Below are 26,350 nucleotides of genomic sequence, written 5' to 3' on the forward strand. Positions count from 1 at the left end.
GAAAAACAATCATGAATGCGCCCACTCAACCACAAATAGATTGGCACGCTCGTGCCTCAGCTCTCAAGATCGATGGCCGGGCATTTATCGATGGCAAGCGCGTTAATGCGATAGATGGCAGCACTTTCGAGTGCTTATCCCCGATTGATAGTCGCAAGCTAGCAGATGTGGCAAGTGGCAAGGCGGCGGATATTGATGCGGCTGTCAGCGCTGCCCGTGCTGCATTTAATGACAGGCGCTGGGCTGGTTTATCGCCACGCGAACGTAAACAAACCATGATTCGGTTTGCTGACTTACTCATCAAGAATCGCGAAGAATTGGCATTGCTAGAAACGCTGGATATGGGCAAGCCCATCTCGGCAAGTCTTTCTGTAGATGTAAATTCAGGGGCTAATACTCTGCGCTGGTTTGGCGAAGCCATCGACAAGGTTTATGACGAAATCGCGCCAACCGCCGAGAATACATTGGCCATGATTACACGCGAGCCACTTGGCGTTGTAGGCGCGATTGTGCCGTGGAATTACCCTATATTGATGGCGTGCTGGAAGATTGCACCAGCCTTGGTTACAGGCAATAGTGTGGTTCTTAAACCTTCTGAAAAATCACCGCTAACCGCGTTGCGGTTGGGCGATTTAGCGCTAGAGGCTGGAATTCCTGCAGGCGTACTCAATGTAGTGCCTGGCTTTGGCCCAGATGCAGGCTCTCCACTTGCTATGCACATGGATGTTGATTGCATCGCCTTTACTGGCTCAACTGGGGTGGGCAAAAAGATTCAGGTGATGGCAGGGCAAAGTAATTTGAAGCGTGCATGGTGTGAATTGGGTGGCAAGTCACCCAATATCGTATTTGCCGATTGCCAGGATATGGATAAAGCAGCGGCAGCCTCAGCCGGCTCGATTTTTTATAACCAGGGTGAAAGCTGTAATGCACCGTCACGTTTGCTGGTCGAGCGTTCTATCAAAGATGAATTCGTCAAAAAGCTGCTGGCACAACTCGCTGATTATCAACCGGGCGATCCGCTGGATGCTAATACCAGTATGGGTGCGATGGTAGATTGCGGGCAGATGGAAAATGTCTTGAAATACATTGCCAGCGGCAAACAGCAGGGCGCCAAGCTCCGAGCGGGTGGTGAGCAAGTCATGACCAGTACGGGTGGCTTTTATATCAGCCCCACAGTGTTTGACGATGTGACCAATGACATGACCATTGCATCTGAAGAGATTTTTGGCCCTGTGCTATCTATCATGAGTTTTGATACCCAAGAAGAGGCTATCCGCATTGCCAACGATACTAATTATGGCCTGGCTGCTGCGGTATGGACGCGCGATATTTCAAGGGCACACCTGGTGGCGAAAGCGTTACGCGCAGGTACGGTGCATGTGAATAGCTATGATGAAGATGACATTACCGTGCCGTTTGGCGGCTACAAGCAATCGGGCAATGGCCGCGATAAGTCCCTGCATGCGCTGGAAAAGTATACTGAGCTTAAAACTACCTGGATAAAACTCTCTTGAATCAGGGGCGTGATATCTAACAGGCTAAGAATATAGCCGATTGAGGAAACCATCATGAATAAACTCACTGATCCAGTTATTAGTAATCAAGACTTGCATCAACGCCGTTTAGCAGCCACTCCGCGAGGCATAGGCGTGATGGCTGATTTCTTTATAGACCATGCCCTCAATGCTGAAGTGTGGGATGTAGAAGGGCGCCGCTATATCGATTTTGCAGGCGGCATTGCTGTACTCAATACAGGTCACAGGCATCCTAAATTAATCGCCGCTGTAGAAGCGCAGTTGCAGCGCTTTACCCACACTTGCTATCAAGTACTGCCTTATGAAAGTTATGTGACCTTGGCCGAGCGGATTAACAAGCTCACGCCTGGTACTCACGCTAAAAAGACTGCATTTTTCTCCAGTGGCGCTGAAGCTGCTGAAAATGCTGTAAAGATTGCACGTGCCAGCACAGGTCGTCCGGGTCTTATTGCTTTCTCTGGCGCTTTTCATGGTCGCACCATGATGGCCTGCGCACTTACGGGCAAGGTAGTGCCTTACAAAGTAGGGTTCGGTCCATTCCCCTCAGACGTATATCACCTGCCATTCCCAATTGATCTGCATGGTGTGAGCGTGGCAGACTCTATCCAGGCACTGCACACGCTTTTCAAGTCGGATATTGATCCCAAACGTGTTGCCGCCATCATGATTGAACCTGTGCAAGGTGAGGGTGGTTTCTATATTGCGCCACCTGCGTTGATGCAAGCGCTACGCAAAGAATGTGATGAGCACGGCATTCTGCTGGTATTTGACGAAGTGCAAACCGGGTTTGGGCGCACTGGAAAAATGTTCGCTGCGGAGCACTATGATGTCATCCCAGACATCATGCTGATGGCAAAAAGCCTGGCAGGGGGCATGACATTGTCTGCTGTCTGCGGCAAGGCTGAAGTGATGGATGGGCCTTTGCCAGGCGGCCTCGGTGGTACCTATGCTGGCAATCCCCTTGCCATTGCTGCAGCGCACGCCGTGATTGATATTATTGAAGAAGAGCAGTTGATTAAACGATCAAATGAACTGGGTCAAAAGCTCATAACGAGACTTAAAGTAGCGCAAGCCAAAGTGCCAGCATTGAAAGAAGTTCGTGGCTTGGGCTCTATGATTGCTGCAGAGTTTTTTGATCCAGTGACAAATGAGCCGTCACCAGATGCAGTAAAGCGTGTGCAACAAGCAGCGCTGGAGGAAGGCTTGATCCTGCTGACTTGCGGTGTATATGCCAACGTTATTCGCTTCCTTTACCCACTCACTACAGAAGATGCCGTATTCGATGAAGCCTTGGCAATTATTGATCGTGCGCTCACCAAAGCCTAATTTCCCTTAAGTAAAAAATGCAAACAAAAACAAATAAAAGTGCGGATATAGAAGCTGCAAAAATAGCCATGGCGAATGCCGGGGTGCATACCATCATTGCTCAGTTCGTCGATATTCATGGTTCAGCCAAGGGCAAATATATTCCGCTCTCGCACTTACAGGATATTCTTGATGCAGGCGCTGGCTTTGCCGGCCCATCAATCTGGGGTACTGGCCTGCCACGCAACGGTGCCAACTCGGAATATTACGGGCAAGGCGATCTTACAACCTTGCAGGCGCTGCCCTGGATGCCAGGTTATGCGCGCATCGTCTGTAATGGTGTGGTCGATGGAAAGCCCTTTGATCGTTGTTCGCGCCGATTACTCGCCAAGCAGGTCGCACGCCTTGCTGAACGAGGCTGGACATTAAATGTAGGGATAGAACCAGAATTTTTTCTGGTGACACAAGATGCCAACGGCCGCCCAGTGCCGGATGCGCAAGATACACTTGATAAGCCCTCATATGACCTCAAAGCTCTGGCACGAGTCCGTGATGTACTCAGGAATATTGAGTTGGGCTTAACGCAATGTGGTTTTGACGTATTCCAGATAGACCATGAAGATGCCAGTGGGCAGTATGAGTTGAATTATCATTACAGCGATGCACTGACTGCAGCTGATCGATTTATCCTGTTCAAAATGGCCGCAGATTATATTGCAGAAGAAGCTGGTCTTACTTTTACGCTCATGCCCAAACCGTTTGCTGATCGCCCAGGTAGCGGCTTGCATCTTCATTTATCATTGACTGATGCGCAAGGCAAAGCAGTCATGGCTGATAAAAACGATACGCACGGCATATCGCAAGTAGGGCGGCAGTGCATTGCGGGTTTGCTCGCACATAGCCCCGCATTGGCCGCTTTCCATGCGCCTACAGTCAACTCTTATAAACGTCTCGTTGTTGGCCGTTCACTTTCTGGCACGACTTGGGCGCCAGCTCATATTGCCTGGGGGTATAACAACCGTACTACTGTTGCTCGTGTGGTTGCTGGTCGCATAGAGTTCCGCCTGAGTGATGGCAGCAGCAACATCTATGCTGTGCTTGCATCGACGATTGCTGCCATGTTGGATGGGGTTGAAAAAAATCTTGTTCCGCCGACTCCAATTGATGAAGACATCTATGAATGGGATGAGGCTGAATTTGAAAAGCGAGGCGTAAAAACACTCCCCCAAACCATGGGAGAATCGCTTGCGGCACTAGGCGCAGACGAAGTGCTTACGAATGTGCTGGGTGCAGATTACGTTGCAGAGTATCTCGCGACTAAACAGCCAGAATGGATCGATTACTGTCGTTCAGTGAGTGATTGGGAATACAAGCGCTATCTCACTTGGCCTTAATTTCATGGTTTTAACTTAACCAATATTCCCTCAAGCCCTTAATTTACTTTAAAAAGTCTTACATTCCCTTACAGAACTACCCCTGCTTGCGCTGTCATAATCTATAACTATAAAACATAAAAAAGATGGCTATTGATATTTAAGGAGCAAGTATGAAAAAAGTACATTTGATTGCAGCATTGCTGTTTTCACTGGGCATTATGAGCAGTGGGGTTGCACTAGCAGACCACGGTCATTTTAGAGGTAATGTTGGTATCTACGTTGGGCCTGGGTTTGGACCTGGTTTTGGGCCGTATTACCCAAGGCCTTATTATCCATACTCGTATTATGACCCATACGTTTACGGTTATCCCTATTCACCGCCAGTCATCGTCACCCCTGCGCCTGTAGTGCAATCGCCACCCGTGTATATCGAACAGCAAACCCAGCAGCAGCCTGCGCCTGCACCTAGTCAATCCAGCGCGCCAGCTGATTATTACTGGTATCACTGCGATCAACCTGAAGGCTATTACCCATACATCAAAGAGTGTCCACAAGGCTGGACAAAAGTGACACCACAGCCACCTAAGTAAGATTTTGAACTAAAAATCGGTTCACATTATTTACTAACTCTTTGGAATGGAATGAGGTCAATCATGATAACAACGCGATCTAGTTATACGGTTATCGTAATATCGCTAGCGATGACGGCTTGCACCACTGTGCCTACAGGCCCAAGCCGCATGGCTTTGCCAGGCACGGGCAAGAGTTTTGAGCAATTTAATGATGATGATAGAACTTGCCGTACATACAGCCTGAACCAAAGTAATGGCGTTTCTGCAAATCAGGCGGGTAATGATAGTTTTGCTAAAAGTGCAGCCGTTGGCACGGCAGTTGGTGCTGTGTTAGGCGCTGCAGTTGGTGGTGGCGAGGGTGCTGCGATTGGTGCAGGTACTGGCTTACTAGTGGGTAGTGCAGCAGGCAGTGATGCGGCGGCAGACTCGTCATATACAGTGCAGCAGCGCTATGACAACTCCTATGTGCAATGTATGTATGCCAAGGGCCATAAAGTGCCCGTTTCAGCTAGTTTTGCTAGGTCAATAAGTTCAGCACCAAGCAATAATGCACCAGCACCAGTGAAGCCGCCAACACAATACTATCCACCACCTCCACCGAATTATTAAGAGGGGGAATTAGCTAATCCTTAGAATTGGCTTAGCAACTCATCTTCCAAGCGCTTGACGCTTTCTGCCTCAAGCTGTTTGCCATCTTTAGCTGAAATCATAAAACTGTCTTCTGCGCGGTTGCCCAAGGTATTAATTTTTGCTGTATGTAAATGTATGCCAAGGTTTAAAAACAAATGCGCTAGCTTTGATAACAAGCCTGGGCGATCAGCCATGATCACATTCAATATGTGATTGTTACTATTCTTGTCAGCACGGATGCTGATCTCGATCTTGAACGGCGTGTGCTTGACCTGACGGCTAACACGTCCCTGCAATGGGGTTTCAAGTGGACAACTATGATGAAGTTTTTGCGCTAGTTCAAACTCTATATAACTTAATACATCGCGATAACTTACAGAGTTATCCCCATAATTTGAAACAAGAAAACTGTCTATCGCATATCCATGTTGCGTGGTATGTATCTTGGCTTCAAGTATGTTGTAGCCGATGCGCTCAAAGAAGACGCAAATGCGTGCAAACAAGTCATCTCTGTCTTTAATATAGATCAGTGTTTGAATGCCGTCGCCAGCAGGGCTCAGCCTTGCTCGCACAATTGGTTGCTTGCTCTTAATGTGTGATAACAACAAGCGTGTATGCCAAGCGATTTCCTGGCTTTCATAACGCAAGAAGTAGTTCTTATCCAATTTTTTCCAGAAGGATGCATAGTCTTTATCGACCACACCATAGTGGCTAAGTGTCACGCGCGCATGTTGCTGGCGGCTAAGCATTTCTGCATCTACGCCGCCAATGTCACATTTTAGTAAGCGCATAGTGGTCAGAAATAGATTCTCCAGCAGCTTGGCTTTCCAGGCATTCCACACTTTGGGGCTAGTGCCGCGAATATCAGCAACGGTCAGCAGGTACAAGGCAACTAAATTACGTTCATCCTTAATGAATCTGGCAAAGCCTTCAATTACTGCTGGATCAGATAAGTCAGATTTTTGCGCAGTGCTCGACATCACCAGATGCGACTCAACCAGCCATGCGACCAACTCACTGTCTACTTTTGATAAGCCATGTGCTTTGCAGAATCTCAGTGCATCTACCGTACCTAAAGTGGAATGGTCGCCACCACGACCTTTGGCAATGTCGTGAAATATTGCCCCTAAATACAACAAATAGGGTGAATCAAATTCAGCGAAGAGTTTGCTGCACAAAGGAAATTCATGGGCGTGCTTGGGTAAAGCAAAACGGCGTAAATTGCGCAGCACGTTGAGGATATGCTCATCTACGGTATAAACGTGGAAGAGATCATGCTGCATTTGCCCAACAATTTTTCCGAACGCTGGAATATAGCTACCAAGTATGCCGTAGCGATTCATGCGTCTGAGGGCATGTGTGACGCCATTGGGTTGCTTCAATATATCCAGAAATAAGGTCTTATTTTTGGCACTTTGCCTGAAATCTCGATTAACCAGCTTTTTAACGCGGTGCAATGTGCGCAACAGGTTTGCGCTCATACCCGTCAATTCAGGGTGCTGCTCAAGTAATAAAAAACTCTCCAGAATCGCGCTAGGATTTTTTTGTAGCAACGTTGAAGACTTGGCTTCTAGCAACCCATTGCAAGCGTCAAATCGAGCATTGATTGGCTTGGTCTCATGCATGCTGGGGTAAATGCGCTCATGCAACAATTGCAACAGAATTTCGTTGATAAAGCTGACGAACTTGGCGCTACGGTAAAAGTCATGCATCAACTGTTCGCTGGCACGTTTTCGGCCTGAAGTTACATGACCAAGCTGCTTGGCCAAATCATTTTGGAAGTCGAATATTAGGCGATCTTCACGACGATTTGATAGGTAATGTAATCGAGCGCGTAACATTTCCAGATGTAACTCATGCCGCCTGATTTGCCGCGCCTCGGATTGGCTGATCAAACCTTGTTTAACTAATGCCCCCCAACTAGCACCCAAACCAAGACTGCGAGATATCCATAAGATATTCTGCAGGTCGCGTAGGCCGCCAGGGCTTTCTTTGATATTGGGTTCTAAGTTATAGGTGGTATCGTTGAAGCGAGCATGACGTTGTTCCTGCTCATGTATTTTGGCTTCGTAAAATGCGGTGACGTCTAGTGCTTTGCAAAACTTTGTCTTGAAATCTTGATACAATTTTTTATTGCCAGTAAGAAAGCGTGATTCAAGCAGATTAGTTTGTACGGTAATGTCTTTTTCAGCTTCAGACAGGCATTCGCTCAAGCTACGCACGCTATGGCCTACCGCAAGCCCAATATCCCAAAAAACACCTACAAGCGCTTCTATGCTGCTATCCATGGCATTTTGCAGGCGATCCGGCAGCAAAATGAGCAGATCAACATCAGAGTAGGGGAACAACTCACCACGACCATAACCGCCAACTGCAATCAGTGCTATCTCATCAGAAATGCTGAGTTGTGACCACAAATCACGTAACACATTATCAACAAGCGCTGACTGTAAACGCAGCAACTTGGCGGTATCAGCAGTGCTCTCAAAATGTGCCCGTAGCTGAGATTGCTGCTGTTGCAGATACTCGCGCCAGATTTTGGTTGAATACTCAGGAATGGCGTTGATCAAAGGCGCGGACATACTGGCAATCTATGGCGTGGTATTAATTAACTTAATGTGAGATCAATGCTGGTACGGCAGGGGTGCCAGCAGAAACGGTAAGCACTTCATAGCCAGTTTCTGTAACCAGTACGGTGTGTTCCCATTGCGCAGACAGGCTGTGATCTTTAGTGACAATCGTCCAGCCGTCACCGAGTTGCTTGATGTCGCGTTTGCCAGCGTTAATCATGGGTTCAATCGTGAATATCATCCCAGCTTGCAACTTCAAGCCGGCGCCTGGCTTGCCGTAGTGAAGCACCTGTGGATCTTCATGGAATTTTTTGCCTATGCCGTGACCGCAAAATTCACGAACAACGCTATAGCCACTTTTTTCGGCATAAGTTTGAATCGCGTGACCAATATCACCAAGGGTAGCCCCTGGCTTGACTTTGGCGATGCCTAGCCACATACAGTCATATGTGATCTCACACAAGCGCTTGGCCTGAATCGAGGGCTCACCCACATAAAACATGCGGCTGGTGTCGCCATGATAGCCATCACGGATGACGGTAATGTCTAAATTAACGACATCCCCATTCTTTAAGACTTTTTCACCTGGCACGCCGTGGCAAATTTGATGGTTTACCGAGGTACATATCGATTTTGGATAAGGGATATGACCAGGTGGCGCATAGTTAAGCGGGGCGGGGATTACCTTTTGTACATTCACCATGTAGTCATGGCAAAGCTTATCCAGCTCACCAGTCGTAATGCCGGGTTTTACATGCGGCGTGATAAAATCCAGTACTTCAGAAGCAAGCTTGCCAGCCACGCGCATTTTTTCAATATCGAGTTCGTTTTTGATGCTAATTGCCATAGTTTCTATACCTACAAGTCTTTAAGACCAAGGTTTTCCTTGAATTCAAACAGTCGCTTATGTTAACATATTGGTCTTATTTGACGGGCGTCTAGTTCATAAACAATTGGTTATTCGTAACGAATGGCTGGTCAAATGGATACCTGTTGAATATTTAACGCGCAATTTTGCGCAAATCTGCACATGTGCCCCGTACAGGGTGTCTGGCCAAGGCTGGATGTTGTTGGGCACATGGAAGCAATAACCCTTACTGGAGACTATTATGTCTGTAACTATGCGTCAAATGCTGGAAGCTGGAGTTCACTTCGGCCATCAAACCCGTTACTGGAACCCAAAAATGGCACCGTACATTTTCGGTGACCGCAACAAAATCCATATTGTAAACCTTGAAAAAACACTTCCGCTGTTTGAAGATGCGTTGAAGTTCGTGCGCCAACTGGCTGCAAACAAGGGTCGTATCCTGTTCGTGGGCACTAAGCGTCAAGCCCGCGATATCGTTAAAGAAGAAGCTGATCGTTCAAACTGTGCGTACGTTAACCATCGCTGGCTTGGTGGCATGCTGACCAACTTTAAAACGGTTAAGCAATCTATCAAGCGCCTGAACGACTACGAAGCTATGTTGCTAGATGGCAGCCTTGAGAAGTTCGGCAAGAAAGAAGCCCTTGGTTACAAGCGCGAAGTTGAAAAGCTTGAGCGTTCAATCGGTGGTATTAAAGAGCTTGGCGGTTTGCCAGATGCTATTTTTATCATCGACGTTGGCCATGAAAGTGGTGCTGTGACTGAAGCTGCTAAGCTTGGCATTCCAGTCATCGGCGTAGTTGATACTAACAACTCACCAGAAGGCGTTGCTTATGTAATCCCTGGTAATGACGATTCAAGCCGTGCGATTCGCTTATATGCCCGTGGTATTGCTGATGCAGTGCTTGAAGGCCGTAGCCAGTCAATTACTGAAATCGTTAAATCAGCTTCTGAAGAAGAATTTGTAGAAGTAGAAGAAGTTACTGCAGAGTAATCACCCTGCTTAAAAGGGGCGTGAGCCCCTTTTTTTGTACCTATCATTTGAGTTTAATCCATCTCTTAGTCTGTAATTGGCTAGAAGAACAAGTTGAGGAGTTATAAATGGCTGAAATCACAGCAGCAATGGTAAAAGAATTACGCGAGCGCACCGATGCGCCAATGATGGACTGTAAAAAAGCATTATCTGAAGCTGAAGCTGACATGACACGTGCTGAAGAGATTCTGCGTGTACGTTTCGGTAACAAGGCGAGCAAGGCCGCTGGCCGTGTGGCTGCTGAAGGCACCGTTGGCGTTAGCATTAGTGCAGATGGCAAGACTGGCGCTATCATCGAAGTCAACTCAGAAACCGATTTCTGTGCCAAGAACGATGATTTCCTGAGTTATGTAAATGAGTTGGCAGACATTGTTGCCAAGAATAAGCCTACTGATATTGCTGCTGTCGCTGCATTGCCTATGCGCGGCACAACAGCTGAAGATGTACGTACCCAATTGGTTGGTAAAATTGGCGAAAACATCACTCCGCGTCGTTTTGTCAGCATCGCTGCACAAGGTAAACTCGCTAGCTACGTACATGGCAGCAAGATTGGCGTGCTGGTTGATGTAGTTGGTGGCGATGATGTTTTGGGTAAAGATATTGCGATGCATATTGCAGCAGCCAAGCCAAAATCATTGGATGCAAGCGGTGTTGATGCTGCTCTGATCGAAGCTGAGCGTCGTGTTGCAATCGAAAAAGCGAAAGAAGCTGGCAAGCCTGACAGCATGCTTGATAAAATCGCGGACGGCACTGTGCAAAAATTCTTGAAAGAAGTTACTTTGCTGAGCCAGCCTTTCGTTAAAGATGACAAGCAAACCATTGAGCAGTTATTAAAATCTAAAGGCGCTTCAGTAGCTTCATTCACTATGTATGTGGTAGGTGAAGGCATTGAGAAGGTAGTAACCGACTTTGCTGCTGAAGTAGCTGCTGCTGCTAAAGTCTAAATTCTTATCGGAATCAACCACATGTACCCTGTAGATTGTTTACTTGGGCATATGGTTTAATCCGATAAGTAATGTAATGCAAACGTAAAACGATGATGGCTGGTAAAATAGCATCATCGTTTTTCACATGACCTTTAGAACGCAATTGCAGGAGCCACATGCCATCCCCAGCTTATAAACGTATCTTACTCAAACTGTCTGGTGAAGCCCTCATGGGTGACGACAGTTACGGCATCAATCGCGCCACCATTACCCGCATCGTTACTGAAATCAAAGAAGTTGTAGATCTTGGCGTGCAAGTGGCCGTGGTAATTGGCGGTGGTAATATCTTTCGTGGTGTAGCGCCAGCCGCTGAAGGCATGGATCGCGCAACCGCAGATTACATGGGCATGCTGGCTACCGTGATGAATGCTCTGGCCTTGCAAGATGCCATGCGCCACATAGGCTTGGTGAGCCGTGTGCAATCTGCCCTCAATATCGAACAAGTCGCCGAGCCTTATATTCGTGGCAAGGCAATCCGTTACCTAGAAGAAGGGCGCGTTGTGATCTTTGGTGCCGGTACTGGCAATCCATTCTTTACCACAGACACCGCTGCTGCATTGCGCGGCATGGAAATGAATGCCGAAATCGTACTCAAAGCCACCAAGGTAGATGGTGTCTATACCGACGACCCTAAAACTAATCCTGATGCCATGCGCTACAAAAGCCTGAGTTTTGACGAGGCCATTATTAAAAACCTGAAAGTCATGGATGCTACTGCGCTGACTTTGTGTCGCGACCAGAGCTTGCCTATCTCCGTGTTCAGCATCTTTAAGCAAGGTGCGCTCAAGCGAGTGGTGATGGGTGAAGATGAAGGTACTAAAGTATTACCTTAGCCTTTAGTAATTCTGTAAGGAGATTTTATGCTAGAAGATGTTAAGAAAAATGCAGACCAAAAAATGCAGAAGTCATTGGAATCATTGAAAAATGATCTGGCGAAAGTAAGAACTGGTCGTGCCCATACTGGCTTGCTAGACCATGTGATGGTTGAATATTATGGCTCAATGGTTGCAGTGAACCAAGTCGCCAACGTTACCTTGGGTGATGCCCGCACAATCAATGTGCAACCTTACGAAAAACCTATGATAGGTAAAGTCGAAAAAGCCATCCGTGATAGCGATCTTGGCTTGAATCCAGCAACCAATGGTGACCTGATTCGTGTACCGATGCCTATGCTCACCGAAGAGCGCCGCCGCGACTTAATCAAGGTGGTGCGCACCGAAGGCGAAAATGCCAAAGTCTCTCTCCGCAATGGGCGAAGAGATGCTAATGATGCGTTGAAAAAACTGATTAAAGACAAAGAAATCAGTGAAGATGAAGAGCGCCGCATGCAGGATGAAGTACAAAAGCTCACAGACAAATACGTGGCTGAAGTCGATAAGCTGTTGCAAGCCAAAGAAACTGAATTATTGGCTGTTTAACTTTGAATTATTCGACTTTCTCAAACATTCTTAGCTCGGTATATTAAGTGGCTTTTTTTAGCAGCTCCACGCGTGTTATCCCCATTATTGGCGAGATTCCTAACCATGTTGCAGTGATTATGGATGGCAATGGGCGTTGGGCTAAAAAGCGCTTTCTGCCAAGAATTGCAGGCCACAAACGCGGCGTTGATACCGTACGTGAGCTTGTTAAGCAATGTGCGACGATAGGCGTTAATTACCTCACTTTATTTGCTTTCAGTAGCGAAAACTGGCGGAGGCCTGCCGAAGAAGTTTCATTCCTGATGGGGCTTTTTATGGAAGCCCTGAATAGCGAGGTGAAGAAACTACATGAAAACAATATTCGACTGATCATGATCGGCGATCGCTCAAAATTTGATGCTGCCTTGATTGCACAAATTGATACTGCCGAACAACTCACACAATACAATACTGGCTTAACACTGACGATTGCCGCTAATTATGGTGGTCGTTGGGACATCATGCAGGCAATACACAAGCTGCAACAGCAACATCCAAAATTAGCCAATAGTTTTACTGAAGATGACTTAACGCCTTTTCTCTCAATGAGCTATGCACCTGAGCCAGATTTGTTTATTCGCACTGGCGGTGAGCAACGCGTAAGTAATTTTCTACTGTGGCAAATGGCTTATAGTGAGCTGTACTTTACCGACACTCTTTGGCCAGACTTTGATGAAGTCGCTTTTAAGCTCGCTATAGAGTCATACCAGCAAAGGGAGCGTCGATTTGGGCGCACTGGCGATCAGTTGTATGGCGAAGCCTCGCAAACAACAGATCGCTTGAAAGCCAATTAGCATGCTTAAAACGCGCATCATTACTTCAATTGTTCTTGTCCCTCTATTTTTAGCTGCGCTATTTCTATTACCCCCGTTATTCTGGACTCTACTTATGCTCGGAGTCATTGCGATAGGTGCGTGGGAATGGGGTGGCCTAATCAAGCTCAAGCGTGTTGCGCGCCAGACTTTCGTTGCCGCTACAGTAGTCATCGGCATCTCTATCATCATGCCAATCAATCTGGAAGTCGCACTACTACAAAGACAGGTTGTTCTATTTACTATTCTTGTTGCCGCAGTTTTTTGGGCATTATTGGTGCCATTGTGGCTAGGCGTTCGCCGGCCTATAAACAGTTTCTTGATTAACATTATTATGGGATGGCTGATTCTACTGGCAACTTGGCTTAGTCTCGTGATAATCCCGCTAAAGAGCCCTTGGGTATTGCTGGGTGTAATGGCTACCGTTTGGATTGCAGATAGTGCAGCTTATTTTGCAGGAAAACGCTTTGGCAGGCGTAAACTCGCAGCTTCGATTAGCCCTGGTAAGACTTGGGAAGGCGTAGCGGGCGCATTGTTGGCAGTCAGTCTGTACGGATTGATACTCTGCCAAACCTATCATCTTGATATGATATTAATCCCTGGATTATTGATTCTTACCGCATTAAGCGTGATTGGTGATTTGTTTGAGTCTTTAATGAAGCGCCATGCTGGAATTAAAGATAGCGGACGTATATTGCCAGGCCATGGTGGCATTTTAGACAGAATTGATGGCCTCACAGCTAGCCTGCCCCTGGCCGCAGTCTTTATTTACCTTACCGATTATTACGAGCTATGGATGCAATTGCGATGAGTGCACCTATTATACAGAACGTCACCATCCTCGGAGCAACTGGCACTATCGGTCTGCATACGCTGGACGTAATTGCACGGCATCCAGATCGCTTTCGCGCTTATGCATTAACTGCCAATACTAATGTCGATGTATTGTTTGAGCAGTGCCGGAAATTTGAACCAGTCTATGCGGTGATGCTGGATGAGCGCGCTGCAGATAGCTTAAAGACTAAACTGCAAATTGCAGGGTTGGTCACAGAAGTATTATTCGGCATGGATGCCTTGGAGTTCGTATCAGCACACCTCGATGTACATGCCGTAATGGCTGCTATTGTTGGTGCGGCAGGGTTGAAACCAGCCATTGCAGCCGCGGAATCGGGCAAACGTATTTTGCTGGCGAATAAAGAAACGCTGGTGATGTCTGGTAGCTTGTTTATGCAAGCCGTGGAAAAGGGCGGTGCGACTTTGCTGCCGATTGATAGCGAGCACAATGCAATTTTTCAGGTCATGCCTCAGCAGAAGTTTGCAACGCTTAAGAGCGGTGGCATTAAGAAAATACTGATTACTGCTTCTGGCGGCCCTTTCAGGAAAGCTACTGATGATGAGCTTAGTGCAGTAACAGTCAAGCAGGCATTGAATCATCCTAATTGGGTGATGGGGCCCAAAATCACAGTAGATTCCGCCACATTGATGAACAAAGGTTTAGAGGTAATCGAAGCCCACTGGCTGTTTAATGCGGCCCCCGAGCAAATTGAAGTCGTTGTGCATCCTCAAAGTGTGATCCACTCCATGGTCGAATATGTAGATGGCTCTGTATTGGCACAATTGGGTAATCCTGATATGCGTACGCCTATTGCCTATGCGCTTGGCTACCCTGAGCGAATTGAAAGTGGCGTGAGTTCACTCGATTTATTCAAAATCGCTAGACTCGATTTTGAAGAGCCCGACACTGTGCGCTTTCCCTGTCTGCGACTTGCTTTTGATGCGCTGAAAAAAGGTGGAACAGCGCCTGCGATACTTAATGCTGCAAACGAAATCGCTGTTGAAGCATTCCTGAACGGGAAAATTGGCTTTATGGGAATCCCACGAATCATTGAATCAGTGTTGAGCGATGCGACCATTTCTCTGGCATCTAGCCTGAGCACCGTGATAGAGGCCGATAAGCTTGCCCGCAAGGCGGCTAAAGAATGGATGCTCACCTACTCATGCTAACCGTTGTTTCTTTTTTAGTAACCTTAGGCATATTAATTACGGTGCATGAATATGGCCATTATCAGGTGGCTAGATGGTGTGGCGTGAAGGTATTGAAGTTTTCAATCGGTTTTGGCAAGCCATTATTCGCTAAAAAACTTGGCAATGATCAAACAGAATATGTGTTGGCTGCTTTGCCACTGGGTGGCTATGTGAAAATGCTCGATGAGCGTGAAGCGCCAGTTGAAGAACATGAGGTTTCACGTGCATTCAATCGCCAGCCAGTATGGAAGCGCATCGCCATTGTATCGGCAGGGCCTGCGGCTAACCTGATACTGGCTGTTTTGCTTTATTGGGTTATTTTCATGTCAGGCGTCACTGGTGTTAAGCCCATTATTGGCGATATTCCTCAAGATAGCCCCGCCGCGCAGGCTAGCATTAAATCTGGCGAATTAATTACCAGCGTGAACAATACCGCTGTCGCAAGCTGGCAAGATGTGCGTTGGGTATTAGTTCAGCAAAAACTTAAAAGTAATCATGTAGAGATTGAAGCCTCAATCAATGGACAGTCATATATTCATGAGCTATCACTAGATAGCATTACAGATAGCGACTTTGAGTCGGATTTTCTGACCAAGCTTGGTTTAACGACTTACCAGCCCGATTTGCAGCCTAAAATTGGCGATATTACGGCTGGTAGCGCTGCTGAAAAAGCGGGCATGAAAACCGGAGATTTAGTGCTCTCAGTCAATGACCAAGGCATTGGCCATTGGGAAAATTTTGTGAATGTCATACGCCAACATCCAAGTCAGCGCCTGGATGTGAAACTCGTACGTGACAATAAGACGATCAACCTTTTTGTTACGCCAGATGCTATTGATGATAATGGCAAACAGATTGGCCGTGTTGGCGCTGCCTACCAGGTTGATCCTGCAGTGATTGATCAATTTTTGGTTGATGTTAAATATTCACCACTCACTGCGTTATCGAAAGCGGCGGATAAAACCTGGGAAACTTCCATATTCAGTCTAAAAATGCTTGGCAGCATGCTGACTGGTGATGTCTCATGGAGAGGCTTGAGTGGACCCGTAACGATTGCTAGTTATGCTGGCCAAAGTGCACATATGGGTATTAAGGCTTTTATCGGGTTTCTCGCATTGGTCAGCATTAGCTTAGGTGTGCTAAATCTACTGCCTGTACCTGTGTTGGATGGCGGCCATTTGTTGTATTATATGATAGAGATTTTTAAGGGAAGCCCAGTTTCCGATAAAGCAATGGAAATGGGGCAGCGCGTTGGGTTTGCACTGCTAGGTTTGCTGATGGCATGCGCTTTTTATAACGATATCAATCGATTGATAACAGGCTGATTTTAATGAAGTTGAGTCATATGCTTAGATACATACCACTATTCTTTTTGGGCATGTATGCACTGTCAGCCATGGCGATAGAGCCTTTCGTGGTCAAGGATATCCGCGTCGAAGGTATTCAACGTACTGAAGCTGGTGCGGTGTTTAACTACCTACCAGTAAAAGTGGGCGATACCATGGATGACGAGAAAGCCACGCAAGCGATTAAAGCCTTGTATGGTTCTGGTTTTTTCAAGGATGTTCGTATTGAAGTCGAAAACGATGTACTGATTGTCTTAGTGCAAGAACGCGCGGCCATCGCTCAAATTACCTTTAGCGGTAATAAATCTTTCCCTAGCGATAAAATGAAAGAGGGGATGAAGCAGATTGGCTTGTCTGAGGGTCTGATTTTTGATAAATCGATGTTGGACAGGGCTGAGCAAGAAATCAAGCGCCAATATCTTTCACAAGGCAAATATGCCGCTACCGTAAAAACAGTAGTGAGTCCGTTAGAGCGCAATCGTGTTGCGATTGCCTTCCAAATTGAGGAAGGCGCTGTTTCTAAAATTCGTAGTATCAATATCGTTGGTAATCAAGCTTTTGAGTCCAAAGAGTTGCTCGAACAATTCAAATTAACTACACCAGATTGGATGACTTGGTGGAGTAAGAATGATCAATATTCCAAGCAAAAATTAACAGCTGATCTTGAGTCATTGCGCTCTTTCTACATGAACCAGGGTTACCTTGAATTTAATGTGGACTCAACCCAAGTTTCAATTACGCCAGACAAGCGCGATATTTACATCACCGTGAATATTACCGAGGGTGAAAAATATACCGTGACTGACGTCAAGGTGGCTGGTGAAATGCTGCTGCCAGAAGATGAAGCACGCAAATTAATCAGCGTACAAACAGGTGAATACTTTAATCGCCAGAAGGTGACTGAATCAAGCAAAGCAATTGGCGACAGACTTGGTAATGATGGATACGCTTTCGCTAACGTCAACGCCGTGCCGGAAGTCGATAAAGATAAGCATACCGTGGGTTTTACATTTTTCATTGACCCAGGTCGTCGTGTATATGTCCGCCGCATCAATATCACTGGAAATACCCGTACGCGTGATGAAGTATTACGCCGTGAAATGCGCCAGCTCGAATCAGCATGGTATGGCGCTGATAAAATCAATCGTTCTAAACAGCGTCTTGAGCGTTTGCAATTCTTCTCGGACGTTAACGTAGAAACGCCTGCGGTACCAGGTACAGCGGATCAAGTAGATTTGAATTTAAATGTAACGGAGAAATCTACAGGCAGCATTATGTTTGGCGCTGGTTTGTCCAGCGCTGAAGGCGTTGTATTGGGGGTTACCGTTAACCAAAATAACTTCTTGGGTACTGGTAATCGCGTATCTGCGCAGATCAATACTGGTCGTGTGAATACAGTCTACTCCTTGTCTTACACAGACCCTTACTTCACACCAGATGGTATTAGCCGTGGTTTTGATGTGTATCGCCGTGATGTTGATACTTCATATTTGGGCACAGGTACATACAAAACATCCTCATACGGTACGGGCGTGAAATTCGGTATGCCTATCAATGAGCGAGATTCATTGAGCGCAGGGCTGACTTTTGATTACACGCAAGTCAATCTGGATGCAACGAGTCCAGGCCAATATTTACTTTATTGTAGTGGTCAGTTGAATTGTGAAAATACGAGCTTGGCGCTTAATTTAGGTTGGGCACATGACACACGTGACAATGTTTTATTCCCGAATAATGGCGTATTACAGCGTGCTAACATCGAAATTGGCTTGCCTGGATTTGATCTGGAATACTACAAAGCTGAATATAAGCATTCATGGTATAAAGCACTCAGTAAAAACTTTACCCTCATGCTGAATGGTGAGGCAGGTTATGGTGCAAGTTACGGTAGCAAAGACTTCCCATTCTTCAAAAACTTCTATATTGGTGGCGTAAACTCGGTACGCGGCTTTGAAACAAGTGCAATTGGTCCGCGCCAACCTAACACGACCACAGGTACAACCTTTGCCACTGGTGGTACTAAACGCTTGCTAGGTAATGCGGAAATATACTTCCCTATTCCTGGGATGAAAGACGCTAAACAGTTACGTTTAAGTACCTTCATTGATGCAGGTAGTGTGTATGCAGCCGATCAGGATATTTCACTGAGCGATCTCAGGTTTTCAACTGGTCTGGGTGTTAGTTGGTACTCTCCATTTGGCCCAATCAAACTAGTGTTAGCAAAAGCACTTAACCCGAAGAAGTCGGCTGATGGCTTGGTTGATGATAGAACGCAATTACTGCAGTTCCAGTTGGGTTCGCAGTTCTAAAATTATTATTTGAAATATCAGGAGAATTAATTGAATCAATTATTCAGAAACCTATTGGTATTGGCCTTGTGCGCAGCCTCTTTAAATGCTGGTCATGCAATAGCTGCAGCTGGCGATATCAAGGTTGGTTATGTGCAAGTGGATAAGATTTTGCAAGAAGCACCTCAAACTGCAGAAAGTGGCAAGAAGTTGGAGAAAGAGTTTGGTCCGCGCAGCCAGGACCTTGATAAGTTACAAAAACAGATTAAAGATTTAGACGCATCTATAGATAAAGATGCATTAACACTTTCGGATACTGATAAACGTAACAGAGAGCGTGATTCAGCTAATATGAAAATTGAGTTTCAACGCAAACAGCGTGAATTGCGTGAAGATGTGAACTTGCGCAAGAACGAAGAGCTCGCTGCCTTGCAAGATCGTATCAACAAAGCGGTGAGCTCTGTCGCAGAAGCCGAGCATTATGACTTGGTGGTTTATGGTGGTGTCGCTTTTGCAAGTAAGCAGGTAGATATTACTGATAAGGTTTTAAAGTCATTGGGTAAGAAATAATTACCGCAGTTAGCCGATACGAATTAACAAAATTTACGATCTTAAGTAGCATGTCCAAGACTTATTCACTGCAAGAAATTGTATCTGTATTGGGTGGCTTGCTAGTTGATGGTAGCGATACAAGTATCAGTAGAGTAGCTTCAATTACAAATGCACAGCAGGGGCATATTACTTTCTTAAGAGAATCAAAGTACCGAAGCCAGCTTGCCACGACTAAAGCCAGCGCTGTTATTCTAAGCCCAGAGAATCAGGCGTTAACTCAATTACCTCGTATTGTCACAGATAATCCCTACGCTTATTTTGCACGTGTTTCAGAGTTGTTAAACTCTGTTGAAGTTTACGCAAAAGGGATTCACCAAACAGCAGTTATCGATGCTAGTGCTCGAGTGCCAGCATCCTGCGCTATTGCTGCAAACGTCGTGATTGGGTCAGATGTCATTCTTGGTGAGAATGTAGTCATAGGCAATAACTGCAGCATAGGCAGGGGTGTTGTGATTGGTGAAAACACTACACTACAAGCTAATGTCTCCGTTTATCATGATTGTATCTTGGGTAAACACTGCATCGTAGCTGCAGGTACGGTGATTGGTGCTGATGGCTTTGGTTATGCCAATTATGATGTTAAGTGGGTCAAAATCCCACAAGTGGGGCGTGTGATAATAGAAGATCACGTAGAAATAGGTGCTAATACCACCATTGATCGTGGCGCGTTGGATGACACGGTCATTGAAACGGGCTGTAAATTAGACAATCTGATACAGATTGGGCATAACTGTCGTATTGGCGAGCACAGCGTTATTGCTGGATGTGTTGGTATTGCGGGTAGTGCAGTGATTGGTAAACGCTGCAAAATAGGGGGTGCGGCCATGATATTGGGGCATCTCGAAATAGCGGATGATGTCACTATTTCACCAGGCAGCATGATTACCCGTTCGTTGACCAAAGCTGACACCTATACAGCACTCATGCCGTTTCAGACGCATGGTGAATGGCTGAAAACAGCGGCCAATATACGTCGAGTTGGGAACGTGAATGACAGACTTAAAGAATTAGAACGAGAATTAGCTAAAGTTAAATCTCAGCTAGACAGCACAAAGCCAGATTAAATTATACAAAACCGAAAAAGAATGAGAGAAAGCCATGAGTGACAAGGCAGTGACGAGCATGGATATCCATGAAATATTGAATCATCTACCGCATCGTTATCCTTTTATGCTGGTGGATCGTGTCATTTCTCTCGAATTGGGCAAAGAAATAGTTGCCATCAAAAATGTCAGCATGAATGAGCCATTTTTTCCCGGCCATTTCCCATATCATCCAGTGATGCCCGGCGTACTGATTGTAGAGGCCTTGGCACAGGCCGCGGCCATCTTGTCTTTTAAGACCATGGATACCAAGCCTAGCGATGACTCAGTCTATTACTTCGCTGGCATTGATAATGCACGATTCAAGAAACCAGTTTCGCCTGGTGATCAATTAGTCCTGAAAGTCAGTATTGACCGTGTATTAAGAGGTATTTGGAAATACAAAGGCCAGGCTTTGGTTGATGATGTTGTCGTGGCAGAGGCAGAGATGATGTGTATTTTGAAGGCCATCGAATAATTACTATGACCCAGGCAAAAATTCATTCTACAGCCATCGTAGACCCTAAAGCATCAGTTGATTCTAGTGTTGAGATCGGCCCTTATGCCATTATTGGCCCTAATGTAGAGATTGGCAGTGGAACAACCGTTGGTAGCCATACCGTTATAAACGGCCACACGAGCATTGGTAAAAATAACCAGATATTTCAGTTTTCATCATTAGGTGAAGCGCCACAAGACAAGAAATACAAAAATGAGCCTACACGCCTTGAGATAGGCGACGGCAACACAATTCGTGAGTTTTGTACGTTCAATCGAGGCACGATCCAAGATAAGGGTGTGACCAAGATTGGTAACAATAACTGGGTGATGGCCTATGTGCATATTGCTCACGATTGTGATGTTGGTAACAACACTATTCTTGCCAATAACTCATCATTAGCTGGCCATGTAGACATGCATGATTACGCCATACTGGGTGGTTTTACCTTGGTACACCAGTTCTGCAAAATCGGCGCCCATGTGATTACCGCTGTGAACACTGTCGTTTTTAAAGATATTCCGCCGTATGTAACAGCTGCTGGCTATGATGCTAAACCGCATGGTATCAACAGTGAAGGCCTTAAACGACGTGGATTTACACCAGAAGCTATGCTGCAAATCAAGCGTGCCTATAAAGCTTTATATCGTAATGGTTTGACCTTGGAAGAAGCGAAGCAAGAAATTGCCAAACAGCAAGCCAACTGCCCTGAGCTTGGTATTCTTCTTGAGTTCCTTAACCAATCTACACGCGGCATCGTCCGCTAACTTAAGCAGTCAGACTAAGTATGCCAACTATCGGAATCGTAGCCGGAGAAGCGTCTGGCGACTTGCTTGGCAGTCACCTTATTCGCGCACTAAAAAAACATAGACCTGATCTCGAATTTATCGGGATTGCAGGGCCTAAAATGATCAGTGAGGGTGCAACCTCATTATTCCCCATTGAAAAACTGTCAGTACGTGGTTATGTTGAGGTATTACGGCATTTGCCTGGCTTGTTAAAGATACGCAAGCAAGTATTCAAAAGCATACTAAATAGCCGTCCAGACCTGTTTATTGGGATTGATGCGCCAGACTTTAACTTTGCATTAGAGCGTAAACTAAAACGCAAAGGCATCAAGACGATTCATTATGTTAGCCCTTCAATCTGGGCTTGGCGTAAAGGTCGAATTGGCAAAATCAGGCGGGCAGTATCGCATGTACTGGCCTTGTTTCCCTTTGAGTCTGCAATCTATGAAGATGCAGGTATTCCTGTCTCTTACGTCGGCCATCCGCTAGCAGACATTATTCCGATCGAGCCAAATAAAGCAGATGCGCGCGAGCAACTCAAGCTTAAATCGCACCAATTGGTGATTGCTATGCTGCCAGGCAGCCGCCAAAGTGAAGTCAAGCAATTGGCTGATTTATTCGTTAAAACCGCCAGGCAAATGCTGGATGTCATGCCAGAGATTCAATTTCTCGTGCCATTGATTACACGCGAAACTAGAAAAATATTTGAGCAGGCAATCTACGAAAATCAGGGTGAAGAGCAATTGCCCATACAGATTTTATTTGGGCATGCACATCTAGCGATGGAAGCAGCAGATGCCGTGATCGTGGCCTCTGGCACAGCAACGCTTGAAGCAGCTCTGTACAAACGGCCAATGGTCATTACTTATCGCATGCCTTGGTTGAGCTGGCAAATACTCAAACGTATGAATTATTTACCGTATGTAGGGTTGCCTAATGTGCTTGCTGGCAGGTTTGTAGTGCCTGAGTTACTACAGAATGAAGCAACACCCGAAAAGATTGCAGATGCCACCATCAAGCTCCTAGAAGATAAGACTTTAGTCGAAGAAATACGAAAAGAATTCACTGATATACATCATAGGCTGCGGCAAAACACCGAAGAAAAAGCGGCCGCAGCTATTCTGGCTTATCTTCAATAAGTACGCATAAGGTCATCTTAAACAATGAACCAGTTTCATCTGATATGCGGCGTAGATGAGGCGGGTCGCGGGCCTTTAGCTGGAGCGGTCTATGCCGCAGCAGTGATACTTGATCCTGCAAAGCCTATCATTGGCTTGGCCGACTCTAAAAAACTTAGTGAAAAAAAGCGCGATTACTTGGCATTGCAGATCAAAGAGCACGCCTTGGCATGGGCAATTGCGAGCAGTAGTGTAGAAGAGATAGACGAGATTAATATCTTACAAGCCAGCTTGCTGGCGATGAAGCGTGCTGTGGAGCAATTGCATATCACGCCCCATAAAATTCTGGTTGATGGCCTGCATTGCCCAAAGGTTTCAATGGCGTCAGAAGCTATTGTCAAAGGCGATAGCAAAGTCGAAGCCATCTCAGCCGCTTCTATTTTGGCCAAGACTGCCAGAGATTTCGAATTAATCCAGCTTGATAAACTCTATCCAGAATATAACTTTGCCAAACACAAAGGTTATCCAACCGCTGAGCATATGCAGCGACTCATTCAATATGGAGTTTCTGCTGTGCACCGCCGCAGTTATGCGCCGGTGAGAAATCTACTCGCTCAACAGTAGAAATACGCAGAGCTGTTTATGCAGTTCTGGCAAAGTTGACTTTTTCCACACACTGATTGATTTACTCACAATAGACTCGCTATCCAAGCTGATATTGCATGCGATGCATAGCCTTGTATTTGGACTGCAATGCGCCAACAGGTCTTCGAGCATGTGTTGGTTGCGATAGGGTGTTTCAATAAAAATCTGCGTTTCATTATGCTTCTGTGAGTTTTTCTCTATTTCTTTGATGCGCTGGATACGCGCCGCCTTATCACTGGGCAGATAGCCCAAAAAAGTAAAGCGCTGCCCATTAAAACCCGATGCCATGAGGCTTAGCAAGATTGAAGAAGGGCCGACCAAGGGTGCTACACGTATGCCTTTGCTATGGGCTAGTGCCGCCAATCTAGCACCTGGGTCTGCGACACCTGGGCAACCCGCTTCAGACATTAGCCCGACATCTAATCCAGCTAATAACGGTGCTAATAAAGCAGCTAGTTCAGTTTCAATGGTATGTTCGTTGAGTGTTAGCAACTGAATCTCACGCACGGGCTTGACTGTTTTAATCAGCCCTAGAAAACGACGTGCTGTCTTTTCATTTTCTACGACAAAGGTGTCCAACTTTTGGGTAAGTGTGACGACTTCTGGCGGCAATACCTGCGCTAGATTATCTCCACCCAGCGTGACAGGGATTAGGTATAGCGTACCAAAAGCCATACTAATACTTCACTTGCACACGGTAAGTCAGCACAGCTTTGCCTTCAGCTGGTACGTCAACCTTCCAGATATTGGTATTGCTCGTGATTTTTTTACTGGGGAGACTCTCCTGGATAATCTTCCAGTCCGCAGGTATCGGCTCTTGCACAGTCACAGTCACGGTTTCTTTTTTAGCATTTTTCAGCACAATTTCATAAGCACTTTCATACAGCGCATTACCTTTAGCTGGATTAGGTAATCGCTTGAAGTCGGTCTGTTTTTTGTCTGCAGTTACATCAAAGCTATCGCCTAGCTTCAAACGGACTGTCTCATTTTTCGGTGTATGGTCAATCGAGTCCTCCCCAACAAACTGGGCGTTGCCAGCACTGTCTTTCTTATAAACACGCAAGATACCTTTTGGTAAAGGCATGCCAAGTTTTGAGGACTCTTTATTATCAAACTGGATAAATACACCAACCTTCATCTTCTGGCCAAGATCACCATAACTGGATTGATAATAATATTCAGAGCCTTGCAGCAGCAATTCTTTGCGCACAGGTACTGCGCTTGCACTCAGAAGCGTCACTTGCTTGGTCTGGTTCTCAGCTAAGTTGGTTGTTCTATCGAGGGTATAAAGATGGTATTCGAGCAGTGACTCTTCAGCCATCGGGGCTGCAGCATCCATTGCCATCTCTGTTTTTCGTCTAACCATTTCCATCATCACTGGGCGTTGCTCAACTACGCGATTAACATCACCAGCTACCAACTGCAGCTTGGCGTTGTTATAACTGGTGCCGCTGGTATTAGTGAGCGTGACCCAGCCAGACAAATCAAGTTTGTCTTCAGCAGGGTTAAGCTCTGCCACGTAATCTGCTTTCCAGCCTAACCCGCCTGTTAAATAGCTCAGTTCCACATTTTGCTCAGTAGCCGATTTACTATTTATTTGCATCACCAGTGTCGGCCTGTCACGCAGGTTGGCAGGAACATCGTTATAGACGATACGACCGGGCAGGCCAGTCTCTATGCGATCTGCCATTTTTAGCACAATGCCATTGTTAGCTGACAATACCTGTGCTTGCTCGCTGGTTTCAGTTCCATTACTTGGATTAGTTTTGATAATAGTGACATTCTTGCCCACGTATTTTTCGAGTAGCTTTTGTGGGGTCAGCAAATCAAAGTCGAAATTCTGCTCGAGCACATTAAAACTGTTGGGACTAGTCAAGCTACGCAATAACGCTGTTTCAGGACGAATTTGCGCACTAACATCACGAAAAGCCAAGCTGTTGCTGCCATTTTTAAGCTTTATCTTCCGCTGGTCTTTGACCAGTGCAAGATTGTCGTTGTATATCGTTACGGCAACTTCTTGCTGATCTTGCAGGGTGCTACGTGTTTCGTCTATATCGGCCGAAAATCCAGTGCCTGCATATAGCGTAGCTACTGCTACCAAAGTAATTTTTACGGTATTTTTAATCAGTGTTTGCAAGATATTCTCCCAGGAGATTGGTTGGTCTAGGCACAAAGCGTTACTTGCTAGACGATGGTAATGCCTTCGTTGATCAGCATATTAGTGAGTGCAATCAAGGGCAGGCCGATTAAAGCGTTCGGGTCACTGCCTTCCATTGATTTAATCAATGCGATGCCCAAACCTTCAGATTTAGCGCTGCCTGCACAATCATATGGCTGTTCTTTGAGTAGATAGTTTTCAATCTGTGCATCGGTTAGTGATCTGAATTCAACTAAATAGGGGATTACCTCAGCCTGCATGTGTTGAGTTTGCGCGTTATACAGGCAAAGTGCGCTGTGAAAGGTCACTTTGCGGCCACGCAACATTTGTAGCTGCTTGAAAGCCTTGATGTGTGAACCTGGCTTGCCAATCTGCAAGTCATCGATTGTTGCTACCTGATCGCAACCAATCACCAAAGCGTCAGGGTGAGTTTCTGCAACCTTGCGTGCTTTCAATTGAGCCAAACGCAATGCCGTTGCTTGTGCCGCCTCATTCGCTAAAGGAGACTCACCAATATTAGGCGAAACCACACTAAACGGTAATTGAAGTCGAGACAAAAGCTCGCGCCTAAACGGGGACGACGAGGCAAGAATAATTGCTTGGTTCATATGCTTTAATCTTCAAATTAAAAAGCCGATAGCAAATATG

The 26,350-nt window shown here is 46.0% G+C and carries 25 protein-coding genes; 20 read left to right on the forward strand and 5 right to left on the reverse strand.

Annotation, left to right across the window (positions count from 1 at the left end; genetic code table 11):
• The first annotated feature begins 11 nt into the window (after nt 1-11).
• The 5 genes from ZMTM_RS06715 to ZMTM_RS06735 all read left to right on the forward strand — a co-directional run bounded on the left by ZMTM_RS06715 (nt 12) and on the right by ZMTM_RS06735 (nt 5,397).
• A complete protein-coding gene (locus tag ZMTM_RS06715) occupies nt 12-1,514 on the forward strand; it encodes an aldehyde dehydrogenase (RefSeq protein ID WP_221765498.1) in 1,503 nt (500 codons plus the stop codon).
• Between the two features lie 54 nt (nt 1,515-1,568).
• Complete coding sequence (gene gabT / locus ZMTM_RS06720; protein ID WP_221765499.1) at nt 1,569-2,861, forward strand: 4-aminobutyrate--2-oxoglutarate transaminase; 1,293 nt, start codon at nt 1,569-1,571, stop codon at nt 2,859-2,861.
• A 17-nt stretch (nt 2,862-2,878) separates the two neighbouring features.
• Nucleotides 2,879-4,234, forward strand: a complete 1,356-nt coding sequence (gene glnT / locus ZMTM_RS06725; protein WP_225907120.1) for a type III glutamate--ammonia ligase — start codon at nt 2,879-2,881, stop codon at nt 4,232-4,234.
• Between the two features lie 152 nt (nt 4,235-4,386).
• Nucleotides 4,387-4,806: a hypothetical protein gene (locus ZMTM_RS06730; RefSeq protein ID WP_221765500.1), complete on the forward strand. Its 420-nt coding sequence runs from the start codon at nt 4,387-4,389 to the stop codon at nt 4,804-4,806.
• Between the two features lie 63 nt (nt 4,807-4,869).
• Complete coding sequence (locus ZMTM_RS06735; protein ID WP_221765501.1) at nt 4,870-5,397, forward strand: YMGG-like glycine zipper-containing protein; 528 nt, start codon at nt 4,870-4,872, stop codon at nt 5,395-5,397.
• A 20-nt stretch (nt 5,398-5,417) separates the two neighbouring features.
• On the opposite strand, the gene ZMTM_RS06740 is transcribed toward ZMTM_RS06735, so the two are convergent.
• Together ZMTM_RS06740 and map are read right to left on the reverse strand one after the other, a co-directional pair.
• Nucleotides 5,418-8,000 (reverse strand): [protein-PII] uridylyltransferase, encoded by a 2,583-nt coding sequence (locus ZMTM_RS06740; RefSeq protein ID WP_221765502.1) that lies wholly within the window; start codon nt 7,998-8,000, stop codon nt 5,418-5,420.
• Between the two features lie 31 nt (nt 8,001-8,031).
• Nucleotides 8,032-8,835, reverse strand: coding sequence for a type I methionyl aminopeptidase (map, locus tag ZMTM_RS06745; RefSeq protein WP_221765503.1), 804 nt, complete (start codon nt 8,833-8,835; stop codon nt 8,032-8,034).
• A 262-nt stretch (nt 8,836-9,097) separates the two neighbouring features.
• Here map and rpsB point away from each other — a divergent pair, with 262 nt between their 5' ends.
• From rpsB to rnhB, 15 genes are all read left to right on the forward strand, one after another.
• Nucleotides 9,098-9,847, forward strand: a complete 750-nt coding sequence (gene rpsB / locus ZMTM_RS06750) for a 30S ribosomal protein S2 (RefSeq protein WP_221765504.1) — start codon at nt 9,098-9,100, stop codon at nt 9,845-9,847.
• Between the two features lie 107 nt (nt 9,848-9,954).
• Nucleotides 9,955-10,830 carry a translation elongation factor Ts gene (tsf, locus tag ZMTM_RS06755; protein WP_221763166.1) on the forward strand — a complete coding sequence of 292 codons (876 nt, stop codon included), beginning with the start codon at nt 9,955-9,957 and terminating at the stop codon, nt 10,828-10,830.
• A 158-nt stretch (nt 10,831-10,988) separates the two neighbouring features.
• Complete coding sequence (gene pyrH, locus ZMTM_RS06760; RefSeq protein WP_221763167.1) at nt 10,989-11,705, forward strand: UMP kinase; 717 nt, start codon at nt 10,989-10,991, stop codon at nt 11,703-11,705.
• A gap of 27 nt (nt 11,706-11,732) precedes the next feature.
• Nucleotides 11,733-12,290: a ribosome recycling factor gene (frr, locus tag ZMTM_RS06765; RefSeq protein ID WP_221763168.1), complete on the forward strand. Its 558-nt coding sequence runs from the start codon at nt 11,733-11,735 to the stop codon at nt 12,288-12,290.
• Nucleotides 12,291-12,337: 47 nt separating this feature from the next.
• Entirely contained in the window at nt 12,338-13,123 is a 786-nt protein-coding gene (locus tag ZMTM_RS06770) for an isoprenyl transferase (RefSeq protein ID WP_221763169.1), read from the forward strand.
• Between the two features lies 1 nt (nt 13,124).
• Entirely contained in the window at nt 13,125-13,952 is an 828-nt protein-coding gene (locus tag ZMTM_RS06775) for a phosphatidate cytidylyltransferase (protein WP_221763170.1), read from the forward strand.
• Nucleotides 13,949-15,145: a 1-deoxy-D-xylulose-5-phosphate reductoisomerase gene (ispC, locus tag ZMTM_RS06780; protein ID WP_225906966.1), complete on the forward strand. Its 1,197-nt coding sequence runs from the start codon at nt 13,949-13,951 to the stop codon at nt 15,143-15,145. Before ZMTM_RS06775 ends, ispC begins: the two co-directional genes overlap by 4 nt.
• Nucleotides 15,139-16,491: an RIP metalloprotease RseP gene (gene rseP / locus ZMTM_RS06785; RefSeq protein ID WP_221765618.1), complete on the forward strand. Its 1,353-nt coding sequence runs from the start codon at nt 15,139-15,141 to the stop codon at nt 16,489-16,491. The genes ispC and rseP overlap by 7 nt, the downstream gene beginning before the upstream one ends.
• Nucleotides 16,492-16,496: 5 nt before the next feature.
• Complete coding sequence (bamA, locus tag ZMTM_RS06790) at nt 16,497-18,821, forward strand: outer membrane protein assembly factor BamA (RefSeq protein WP_221763172.1); 2,325 nt, start codon at nt 16,497-16,499, stop codon at nt 18,819-18,821.
• Nucleotides 18,822-18,851: 30 nt separating this feature from the next.
• Entirely contained in the window at nt 18,852-19,370 is a 519-nt protein-coding gene (locus ZMTM_RS06795; RefSeq protein WP_221763173.1) for an OmpH family outer membrane protein, read from the forward strand.
• A 50-nt stretch (nt 19,371-19,420) separates the two neighbouring features.
• Nucleotides 19,421-20,476 (forward strand): UDP-3-O-(3-hydroxymyristoyl)glucosamine N-acyltransferase, encoded by a 1,056-nt coding sequence (gene lpxD / locus ZMTM_RS06800; protein WP_221763174.1) that lies wholly within the window; start codon nt 19,421-19,423, stop codon nt 20,474-20,476.
• 34 nt (nt 20,477-20,510) lie between these two features.
• Nucleotides 20,511-20,972, forward strand: a complete 462-nt coding sequence (gene fabZ, locus ZMTM_RS06805) for a 3-hydroxyacyl-ACP dehydratase FabZ (RefSeq protein ID WP_221763175.1) — start codon at nt 20,511-20,513, stop codon at nt 20,970-20,972.
• Nucleotides 20,973-20,977: 5 nt separating this feature from the next.
• Nucleotides 20,978-21,760: an acyl-ACP--UDP-N-acetylglucosamine O-acyltransferase gene (gene lpxA / locus ZMTM_RS06810; protein ID WP_221763176.1), complete on the forward strand. Its 783-nt coding sequence runs from the start codon at nt 20,978-20,980 to the stop codon at nt 21,758-21,760.
• A gap of 20 nt (nt 21,761-21,780) precedes the next feature.
• Nucleotides 21,781-22,920 (forward strand): lipid-A-disaccharide synthase, encoded by a 1,140-nt coding sequence (gene lpxB / locus ZMTM_RS06815; RefSeq protein ID WP_221763177.1) that lies wholly within the window; start codon nt 21,781-21,783, stop codon nt 22,918-22,920.
• A gap of 24 nt (nt 22,921-22,944) precedes the next feature.
• Complete coding sequence (gene rnhB / locus ZMTM_RS06820) at nt 22,945-23,523, forward strand: ribonuclease HII (protein WP_221763178.1); 579 nt, start codon at nt 22,945-22,947, stop codon at nt 23,521-23,523.
• Here the strand turns inward: rnhB and ZMTM_RS06825 are convergent.
• From ZMTM_RS06825 to ZMTM_RS06835, 3 genes are all read right to left on the reverse strand, one after another.
• On the reverse strand, nt 23,506-24,219 hold the full coding sequence (locus tag ZMTM_RS06825) for an SAM-dependent methyltransferase (RefSeq protein WP_221763179.1): 714 nt from the start codon (nt 24,217-24,219) through the stop codon (nt 23,506-23,508). The genes rnhB and ZMTM_RS06825 overlap by 18 nt on opposite strands.
• 1 nt (nt 24,220) lies before the next feature.
• On the reverse strand, nt 24,221-25,645 hold the full coding sequence (locus ZMTM_RS06830) for a DUF4139 domain-containing protein (protein ID WP_404804704.1): 1,425 nt from the start codon (nt 25,643-25,645) through the stop codon (nt 24,221-24,223).
• Nucleotides 25,646-25,728: 83 nt separating this feature from the next.
• Nucleotides 25,729-26,310, reverse strand: a complete 582-nt coding sequence (locus tag ZMTM_RS06835; protein WP_221763180.1) for a Maf family nucleotide pyrophosphatase — start codon at nt 26,308-26,310, stop codon at nt 25,729-25,731.
• Nucleotides 26,311-26,350 lie beyond the last annotated feature (40 nt).

The sequence above is a fragment of the Methyloradius palustris genome (assembly GCF_019703875.1).
Taxonomy (GTDB): Bacteria; Pseudomonadota; Gammaproteobacteria; order Burkholderiales; family Methylophilaceae; genus Methyloradius; species Methyloradius palustris.

What these genes read in the sequence shown, in the direction of transcription:
- ZMTM_RS06715 (WP_221765498.1), top strand. Translation starts at nt 12, where the DNA reads ATGAATGCGCCCACTCAACCACAAATAGATTGGCACGCTCGTGCCTCA.
- gabT (WP_221765499.1), top strand. Translation starts at nt 1,569, where the DNA reads ATGAATAAACTCACTGATCCAGTTATTAGTAATCAAGACTTGCATCAA.
- glnT (WP_225907120.1), top strand. Translation starts at nt 2,879, where the DNA reads ATGCAAACAAAAACAAATAAAAGTGCGGATATAGAAGCTGCAAAAATA.
- ZMTM_RS06730 (WP_221765500.1), top strand. Translation starts at nt 4,387, where the DNA reads ATGAAAAAAGTACATTTGATTGCAGCATTGCTGTTTTCACTGGGCATT.
- ZMTM_RS06735 (WP_221765501.1), top strand. Translation starts at nt 4,870, where the DNA reads ATGATAACAACGCGATCTAGTTATACGGTTATCGTAATATCGCTAGCG.
- ZMTM_RS06740 (WP_221765502.1), bottom strand. Translation starts at nt 8,000, where the DNA reads ATGTCCGCGCCTTTGATCAACGCCATTCCTGAGTATTCAACCAAAATC.
- map (WP_221765503.1), bottom strand. Translation starts at nt 8,835, where the DNA reads ATGGCAATTAGCATCAAAAACGAACTCGATATTGAAAAAATGCGCGTG.
- rpsB (WP_221765504.1), top strand. Translation starts at nt 9,098, where the DNA reads ATGTCTGTAACTATGCGTCAAATGCTGGAAGCTGGAGTTCACTTCGGC.
- tsf (WP_221763166.1), top strand. Translation starts at nt 9,955, where the DNA reads ATGGCTGAAATCACAGCAGCAATGGTAAAAGAATTACGCGAGCGCACC.
- pyrH (WP_221763167.1), top strand. Translation starts at nt 10,989, where the DNA reads ATGCCATCCCCAGCTTATAAACGTATCTTACTCAAACTGTCTGGTGAA.
- frr (WP_221763168.1), top strand. Translation starts at nt 11,733, where the DNA reads ATGCTAGAAGATGTTAAGAAAAATGCAGACCAAAAAATGCAGAAGTCA.
- ZMTM_RS06775 (WP_221763170.1), top strand. Translation starts at nt 13,125, where the DNA reads ATGCTTAAAACGCGCATCATTACTTCAATTGTTCTTGTCCCTCTATTT.
- ispC (WP_225906966.1), top strand. Translation starts at nt 13,949, where the DNA reads ATGAGTGCACCTATTATACAGAACGTCACCATCCTCGGAGCAACTGGC.
- rseP (WP_221765618.1), top strand. Translation starts at nt 15,139, where the DNA reads ATGCTAACCGTTGTTTCTTTTTTAGTAACCTTAGGCATATTAATTACG.
- bamA (WP_221763172.1), top strand. Translation starts at nt 16,497, where the DNA reads ATGAAGTTGAGTCATATGCTTAGATACATACCACTATTCTTTTTGGGC.
- lpxD (WP_221763174.1), top strand. Translation starts at nt 19,421, where the DNA reads ATGTCCAAGACTTATTCACTGCAAGAAATTGTATCTGTATTGGGTGGC.
- fabZ (WP_221763175.1), top strand. Translation starts at nt 20,511, where the DNA reads ATGAGTGACAAGGCAGTGACGAGCATGGATATCCATGAAATATTGAAT.
- lpxA (WP_221763176.1), top strand. Translation starts at nt 20,978, where the DNA reads ATGACCCAGGCAAAAATTCATTCTACAGCCATCGTAGACCCTAAAGCA.
- lpxB (WP_221763177.1), top strand. Translation starts at nt 21,781, where the DNA reads ATGCCAACTATCGGAATCGTAGCCGGAGAAGCGTCTGGCGACTTGCTT.
- rnhB (WP_221763178.1), top strand. Translation starts at nt 22,945, where the DNA reads ATGAACCAGTTTCATCTGATATGCGGCGTAGATGAGGCGGGTCGCGGG.
- ZMTM_RS06825 (WP_221763179.1), bottom strand. Translation starts at nt 24,219, where the DNA reads ATGGCTTTTGGTACGCTATACCTAATCCCTGTCACGCTGGGTGGAGAT.
- ZMTM_RS06835 (WP_221763180.1), bottom strand. Translation starts at nt 26,310, where the DNA reads ATGAACCAAGCAATTATTCTTGCCTCGTCGTCCCCGTTTAGGCGCGAG.